The sequence below is a fragment of the Candidatus Frankia alpina genome (assembly GCF_902806485.1).
Taxonomy (GTDB): Bacteria; Actinomycetota; Actinomycetes; order Frankiales; family Frankiaceae; genus Frankia; species Frankia alpina.
In genome coordinates this window covers 1-5,812 of record NZ_CADCWT010000270.1, presented here as the reverse complement: position 1 = coordinate 5,812, position 5,812 = coordinate 1, and the positions used below count along the sequence as shown (strand labels likewise).

Sequence of the window (5,812 nt, the reverse complement as noted above, 5' to 3'; positions counted from 1 at the left end):
ACAACGGGGCCAATACTCCGCGTAGCAGATCGCAACCTAGAACGATCTTCCCGAGGCCCTGGCTCCGGGGTTCGGTGGTTTCCGGCTGGCTGAGCTGAAGTCCCTGGTTCTGCAGGGCCCGCATCGACTCCGCGCGCGCCGATCCGGTGAAGAAACTCTGGTGGCGCCGCGCCTCGGCGTCGACGAATTCCGCCAGGCCGCTACGTTCCGCCAACAGGAGGTTGGCCTTCATCCCGCGCACGGCTCTGCGCGGGCGCGATCCCAGCTCGGTGACGATCGCGTCCACCTCCGCCTCGAACCGGTCGTCGGGAAAGACCCGGGCCACCAGCCCGATCCGCCGGGCATCGTCCGCGGTCAGTTTTGCCGGCAGGAAGCAGAGGTCACGGGCAGCGGCCCCACCGAGCGCGCGGGACAACGTCCACGGTAGACCGAGCTCGCTGGTGAGACCGAGCTGGGGGAAGGCGACGGAGAAACGGGCACGGGCGGTGGCGATCCGCAGATCGCATGCCGCCGCCCAGGCGAACCCGGCGCCGGCGCAGCCCCCGTTGACCGCGGCGATGGTGAGCTGCGGCATCTCGTGCAGCAGGGTCGCGGACTGGTAGACCACCACCGGTGGGAGATCGGGATTGTGGTCCGTGAGTGCCGCCGTCAGGTCCGCGCCCGGGCAGAACGTCCGGCCGGCGCCGGTGAGAACGACGACGGACAGCGTGTCGTCACGGGCGAGCTCGGTGAGCGCGGCGTGGATCTCGATCATCATTGTCGGGATGACGCTGTTGTGCGCGGCTGGGCGGTTGAACCGGACCCAGGCGACCGGCGCATCGACGCGCACGTCCAGGGTGGTCCAGGGGCCCTGTGCGGGGTGCCGCGGCGGTTAGGCGGTCACAACTCGGCCAGGCTGGCGCGGTCGGTCATCGGCGGGCTCCTTGGGGGTCGGACCATGCTCCGGCGGGGATTTCCCCATCGTCGCCCGAGCGCGTGATCCGCTCGCGTCGGGTCGGCGGCTGCTGGTCGTTGACCCTGTCGAGGTGGATGACGACCTTGTCACCTGCGCTGCCGCGCTCGGGAGTGAGCCCAAGGCTCGCTGAGACATGGTTCGTTTTCTCGGAAAACGGCGCTATCCCCAGATAGCACCGGGTGCAACAGACACGGTCCGGACGGTCAGGGCCGGCGAGGGCTGATGGTCGCACGCTGTGACCTGGGAAATGCGTAGATGGGCGGGTCTCCCACGCTCGGCACCAGGACGGATACGGACACTCCGTACGGTCGGGGGGTCCGGAACGTCCGGACGGCCTCGGGGCAAAATGCGTGAAGACGTCGCATTTCCGGAGCAGGTGAGGAGATCGATCGGTGTGGATGGTGGTCAGCCGATGAGCGAGGGTCGATCCTCCGGTGTCAGGGCGGAGCGGGCGATCCGGATCACCACGGTGGTCGCGGTGGCGGTGGTGGCGGCCTTCGTGTCCTATCGGCACATGCGCGGGGTCGCGATGGCGCACGGGGAGGACCCGATGACCGCGGCGGTGCTGCCGTTCAGCGTGGACGGGCTGATCGTGGCCGCGTCGATGGCGATGCTGGCGGAGCGCCGCGCCGGGCGGAACCGGTCCTGGCTGTCCTATGTCCTGCTGGCACTGGGGGCCTGCGCGTCGCTGCTCGCGAACGTGCTGCACGCCGAACCCACGTTCACCGCCCGGATCATCGCCGGTTGGCCGCCGCTGGCCCTGCTCGGCTCCTACGAGCTGCTCATGCGTCAGATCCACCCGACCGCACGCCGGAGCGCCGAGGATCCGGTCACCACCGTGCCGATCCCGCTGCAACGCGGTCCGGCGCCCGCAGTTGCCATCGGTATGGCCACCACGGCGGCGCACCCGCTCGCCCCGGGGTCAGACGCGGCTGACGACCTTGAGCCGGACCGACAGCCGTGGACCCTTGCCTCAGGCGGACGACGACACCGATCGGGCGGACACCGATCGGGCGGATGTCGCGCCGCCCACCGGGCTGGACGGCGCGGCGGACCCGGCCGCGAGACGCGAGGCGATCGTGCGCACCTTGGACCAGACCGGTGGGTCGGTCACCGAGGCGGTCGCGGTGCTCGCCGCCCAGGGCATCACGGTCAGCAAGAGCTGGATCTACCAGGTCCGCAGGAACACCCCGTACGCCGACGTCAACACCGGCCCGTCCGCTCGACCCTCGCACCGGCCCACCGTCCGCGGACGGCGCCGCGGCATGGCTTCCGAGCGGACCCTCGTCCCCAACCACAGTCAGTAGCTGACCCCGAAGCCAGACCTGCCTCGCGTGGCCATCACACGATCGTGCTCGAAGCGACGGGGCGCACCCTGGTCTGTCCTGGTCAGGGGATACGGACGACCTGGGCGGCCCAACTCAGACCCGCGCCGAACCCGATCAGTAGCGCGAGATCTCCGGAGGAGATCGCTCGCTGGCTGCGCAGCGAATGCAGCGCCAGCGGTATGGATGCCGCCGACGTGTTCCCGTTGGTCACCCCGTCTCGTGCGACGACCGCGTGAGTGGCACCGATTCTGTCGGCAATCACGTCAACGATGCGCAGGTTGGTCTGGTGCGGAACTACGGCGGCCAGGTCCGCTGGTGTGACACCGGCTCGCTCACAGGCTGCCAGCGCCACGGGATGCATCGCCGAAATCGCCCAGCGGAACACCGCCTGGCCCTCCATGCGAAGCCACCGGTTGTCGTCATCCATCCTGATGAGGGGGGCTTTCCCGCCGTCATGCCCCCAACTGATCGGCCCGATTGCCGACCGCTCACCCGGACCGATGACCGCCGCCCCGGCACCATCACCGAAGATGATGGACGTGCCGAGATCGTTCGAGTTCACCAGTGATCTCATCTTCTCCGAGGCGACGACAACGGCGTATCGCGCCGATCCCACCCGCACGGCGTCCGCGGCCACCGCGACGGCATAGCAGAAGCCTGCGCAGGCTGCGTTCAGATCGAGCATTCCCGCGCGGAGTGCACCCAGTGAGGCGGCCACCTGCTGGGCGACCCCCGCTTTGCGATCGGTGCTGCAGCTTGCGGCGACGATGAGGTCGATCTCGTGGGCTTCTACCCCGCTGTCGTGTACCGCTTCACTGGCGGCGCCGGCGGCCATGGCGTGCACAGTCTCGTGTTCCTCGGCGACCCGCCGGGTCACGAAGCCTGTTCGAGACTCGATCCAATCCACGGCCCGGCCGAAGCGGCGTCCGAGCTTCTCGTTGGTGAGAAGTTTCGCTGGCCGATAGACGCCGAAGCCAATCAGGCGAGCCCCCATGCCGCTCGTCGCGGTCGTGGCAGTTCCGGTCATCGAATTCCTCCCAGGCTGACACCGTTCCAAGCCACGCGCGAGGACGGTCACAGATCAGCGTCACGACCCTGATCGCCCCCCCGGGAGGCGCAACCAGGTGACGCCGGAACAACGGCAGCGAACTGGCTGACAACGTGCGTACCCTGCCGCGGACCACGGCTTCCGTGACCTCTCGCCGAGGCATGCTAGCCCACCCTACTGTAGGATATCCTATAACTTGCGCAGGGAGGCGCCCTCGCGAGCCCAAGATTTCAAGGTCGACATGCAACGTGATCCTCCGGGGCCGGAGGATCGTCCTGGCCCGACATGCGTGGATCTTCGGACGGCCGCGGCGGACGGCGAAGGCGTCGGCGAGCACGCCGAGCCGGGGTCCGTGGACCTGCTCGTGCGATCCCACGTGCCTCAGGTCGAGCTGCTGCCCCGGCTCGACGCGGTGGTGCGTGGTGAGGCCGGAGTCCGGGTCCGGTTCGGGCGACCGCATCGAGAGGCTGCATCCCTGAGCGTGCGCCCACCGGGTCGTAGAGTTCCGCCCAAAGGTGGTGCCGCGTGGGCGAATTTGACCGAGAAGTGAACATCGTTCATGTTAGGGTCGAAATATTTCCTGTTAGGTGGAATGCGGTTTCCGGTGCCGCCCGGTGGTCGCGGACCGGCGCAGCTATCGGGCCCTGGCCCGGCATCGGCACGAATGGTTGAGGATCGGCGAGGGGATACAGGCGATCTTCGCGGTCCCCGTCGATGTGGAGGCGGGCGAACGAATCGTGTTGTACGGCGGAATGCGCGGCACGAGTCAGATCAATGCCGCCGTGATCGATGCTGCCAGCCGCGCCGCCGGGCTCTCGAACGCGGAGGTGGCCCGCCGGCTGAATATTGAATATCGAGGATTCTACCACGAAGTCCCATCTCGCCCGCATCATGCGCCGGCTGCAGGTCAACAATCGCCCGCCGCGGTGCGCGCGGCCCAGGAGCTCGGGCTCCTGCGATGATTCCCCAGACTCCCCGACCCCGGAAGGGGATGGTACTGTGCACGACCGGTCTCTGACGATTGGCGATCACGCCTTCCTGGCCTTCACCCGCCGTTTCCCCGGCGAGTTCCTCGACGTCGGCGCGCTGTTGTACGTCGGCGGGCCACCACTGGACCTCTCCGCTCTGCGGGCGCATGTCGCCGACCGTCTTCGCGCGGCGCCACATCTCACCGAACAACTCCATTCGGTCGCGTCGCCTCCGCGGGACCGCCGCGGCCGCGGGTCGCAGGCCGAGCAGACCTCACTGCGGTGGGCCCCGCGCGGCGACGTCAACGTCGACGACCACGTGGTCGTCACCGCGGTGGGGGAGGGGACGGGCGACGACGGACTGCGTCGCGCGATCGACCGGCTCGCCACCCAGCCCATCGATCTCGGTCGACCGCCGTGGATGCTCCACCTCCTGCGCGGGCACTCCGCCGAGGGCACCCTGGTGCTGTACCGGGCCAGCCACGCCCACCAGGACGGCGGCGCCCTCTACCGGGCGCTGCACCTGCTGTTCGGCGAGGACGACGAGACGGGTGTGGCCCTGCCGCAGGCGTTTCCCGCCCCCCGGCCGGGGGACTACCTGCGCCTCGCCGGTCGCAACCTGCAGGGGCTGGCACCCACCCGCGCCCTGGCGGCCTGGGGGGGACCGGCCCGTGGACCGGCCCGCCACACCTGGGTCACGACGGAACTCGACGCGCTCAGGCAGATCGCTCGACGCCATTCGGTTACGGTCAACGACGTCTATCTCGCGACCATTGCCGGCGGGCTCCGGCAATGGTCGCTGCTGGAATGGCATCGACCTCACCGACCTCATCGACCCATCCACGCGCTCATGCCCATCAGCATCCGGACCAGTGCCGAACAGGAGCTGCTGTCCAACTTCACCACCGGGGTCCGCATAGCCCTGCCCTGCGGCGAACCCGATCCCGTCCGGCGGCTCGCCCGCGTCGCCGCGCGCACGCGCCGGTTGAAGCGGGGCGGCGGCCTGGGCGTGGTCGAGCGCCGTCACCTCGCCCTCGCGGAGCTGCCCCCCTATGCCTCGCAGCGTTTCCTCGCCCATGCCGCCAGCTCGGGCGCCCGCACCCGCGAGGTCGCCCTCGTCGCCTCCAACCCGGGGTACCTGCGCTGCCGACTGGCCGTCGCGGGGCGGCCGGTGACCGGACTGGTCGGGCTGCCTCCGCTCTTCGTCGGCCGCCAGCACCTCTCCGTGGCCCTGTTCGGCTACGGCGAGCATGCCCATGCCACGTTCACGGCGAGCGCCAGCGTCCCCGGCCATGAGACGCTGCCGGACCTGTGGCTGGCCGAACTGGGGGTGCTCGCGGAGCTGGCGGGCCCCCGTCCGCGTTGACAACGCCGGTTCGGTCCGCCGTCATCCGGCTGTACCCGGACGGTGGGCGCGGCATGATTCCGGAGCTGCCTGTCAGGAACCAACACAGTGAGCAATTCCCGGCAACGATTTGTGAGGTTGGGTAATTGTTGCGGGGTGTGAGTGTCC

5 protein-coding genes and 1 pseudogene are annotated in these 5,812 nt (G+C 69.3%); 4 read left to right on the top strand and 2 right to left on the bottom strand.

What is annotated here, in order from left to right; all coding sequences use genetic code 11:
* The coding region (locus G6R25_RS20535) for an enoyl-CoA hydratase/isomerase family protein (RefSeq protein WP_235949252.1) at positions 1–829 on the bottom strand (829 nt) is incomplete at its 3' end.
* A 373-nt stretch (positions 830–1,202) separates the two neighbouring features.
* Here G6R25_RS20535 and G6R25_RS29895 point away from each other — a divergent pair.
* Positions 1,203–1,697: pseudogene (locus G6R25_RS29895) on the top strand (DUF2637 domain-containing protein); the annotation flags it as partial.
* A gap of 226 nt (positions 1,698–1,923) precedes the next feature.
* Positions 1,924–2,262, top strand: a complete 339-nt coding sequence (locus tag G6R25_RS28060) for a hypothetical protein (RefSeq protein ID WP_235949254.1) — start codon at positions 1,924–1,926, stop codon at positions 2,260–2,262.
* An 82-nt stretch (positions 2,263–2,344) separates the two neighbouring features.
* On the opposite strand, the gene G6R25_RS20525 is transcribed toward G6R25_RS28060, so the two are convergent.
* Positions 2,345–3,310 (bottom strand): beta-ketoacyl-ACP synthase 3, encoded by a 966-nt coding sequence (locus G6R25_RS20525; RefSeq protein ID WP_163554240.1) that lies wholly within the window; start codon positions 3,308–3,310, stop codon positions 2,345–2,347.
* A gap of 635 nt (positions 3,311–3,945) precedes the next feature.
* Here G6R25_RS20525 and G6R25_RS20520 point away from each other — a divergent pair.
* Positions 3,946–4,293 (top strand): hypothetical protein, encoded by a 348-nt coding sequence (locus G6R25_RS20520; protein WP_163554239.1) that lies wholly within the window; start codon positions 3,946–3,948, stop codon positions 4,291–4,293.
* A 37-nt stretch (positions 4,294–4,330) separates the two neighbouring features.
* The gene (locus G6R25_RS20515) at positions 4,331–5,665 is read left to right on the top strand and encodes a wax ester/triacylglycerol synthase domain-containing protein (protein WP_235949250.1); all 1,335 of its coding nucleotides are present in this window, start codon (positions 4,331–4,333) and stop codon (positions 5,663–5,665) included.
* Positions 5,666–5,812: the final 147 nt, after the last annotated feature.

What these genes read in the sequence shown, in the direction of transcription:
- G6R25_RS20525 (WP_163554240.1), bottom strand. Translation starts at nt 3,310, where the DNA reads ATGACCGGAACTGCCACGACCGCGACGAGCGGCATGGGGGCTCGCCTG.